Origin of the sequence: Micromonospora sp. NPDC047620, assembly GCF_043205005.1 — a bacterium.
In the GTDB taxonomy this organism is placed as follows: domain Bacteria; phylum Actinomycetota; class Actinomycetes; order Mycobacteriales; family Micromonosporaceae; genus Micromonospora.
In genome coordinates, this window is record NZ_JBIDDG010000129.1 from 1 (window position 1) to 1294 (window position 1294).

At 68.3% G+C, this 1294-nt stretch carries 2 protein-coding genes; both read left to right on the forward strand.

The window, feature by feature from the left end:
• On the forward strand, positions 1 to 359 hold a 359-nt coding region (locus ACGF5C_RS34675), incomplete at its 5' end, for a hypothetical protein (protein WP_393308631.1).
• The gene (locus tag ACGF5C_RS34680; RefSeq protein WP_393308633.1) at positions 356 to 1228 is read left to right on the forward strand and encodes an ABC transporter permease; all 873 of its coding nucleotides are present in this window, start codon (positions 356 to 358) and stop codon (positions 1226 to 1228) included. The genes ACGF5C_RS34675 and ACGF5C_RS34680, both read left to right, overlap by 4 nt.
• The last annotated feature ends 66 nt before the right edge of the window (positions 1229 to 1294 follow it).

Consider the following 1294-nt stretch of genomic DNA (forward strand, 5'->3'; position numbering starts at 1 on the left):
TCGCCAATCCCGCGCCGATCACGGGCACCGATCCGAGCGCCGGTAAACCGGTCTCCGATGCGGCCCTCGCCGGCGAGATCTGGTTCGACGGCCAGGCTGCCGCACAGTCCGCGGGCAACCCCACCGATCTGCTGCGCGCAGTGAAAGCCGCACGGGCGCAGGGGAAGAAGATCCGCGCCGCCTACGTACCGGATGCGGAACTCGGGACTCGCTGGTTCGCGGACAAGGCGCAGTGGGTGCGCGAGGGCGATACCTACCTGCCCTTCATCACCCCCGGCGCGGTGCAGCGATACCAGGCCCGCCACCCCGGTGCGGTCGCGGCGAGTTACGACCAGGCCATCGGTGAGGTGCGGTCGTGAGCGCCACCACCATCCCGGTCGACGCCGGCGCTCCGGACATCACCACGGCACGGGAAACCACTACGCCCGCGGGACACCACGGCACCGCAGGGTTGTGGGGCTCGCGGCTGGTTCGGGTGGCCTCCATCGTCGTCGCGCTGATCGCCTGGCAAGTGCTGACCGCCAACCATATTCGGCTGTGGGTCCGCTTCGATACGCTGCCGACGGTCACCCAGATCCTGCACCGGCTGCGGGTGCAGGTGCATACCGACACCTTCTGGCTGGACCTCGGCCAATCATTGATCCGCATTCTCAGCGGCTTCGGGTTGGCCGCGGTGATCGGTGTCGCGACCGGGGTGGCGCTTGGGCGTTCACGCTGGTTCGCCGACATCTTCGGACCGCTGACCGAGTTGGCCCGCCCCATTCCGGCGGTCGCGATCGTGCCGGTGGCCATCCTGCTGTTTCCCACCGACGAGGCCGGCATCGTGTTCATCACCTTCCTCGCCGCCTACTTCCCGATCATGGTGAGCACCCGGCACGCGGTGCGGGCACTGCCGACCATCTGGGAGGAATCGGTGCGCACGCTGGGCGGCAACCGCTGGGACGTGCTGGTGCGGGTGGTGTTGCCGGGCAGCCTGCCGGGCGTGTTCAGCGGGCTGTCGGTCGGGATCGGCGTCGCGTGGATCTGTGTGGTTTCGGCCGAAATGATCTCCGGGCGCCTCGGCGTCGGCTACCGCACCTGGCAGGCATACACGATCGTCGACTATCCCGGTGTGTTCGTCGGCATCATCACCATCGGCGTGCTGGGCTTCGCCACCTCGGCGGCCATCGAATTGCTGGGACGGCGCGCCACCCGCTGGCTGCCACGTGCCGGAGAGGTGACGAAATGAGCTCGACCGCAATGGGTTTGCGACTCGACCAGGTGGACCTTCGCTACGGTGGCGCACCTGTGCTGG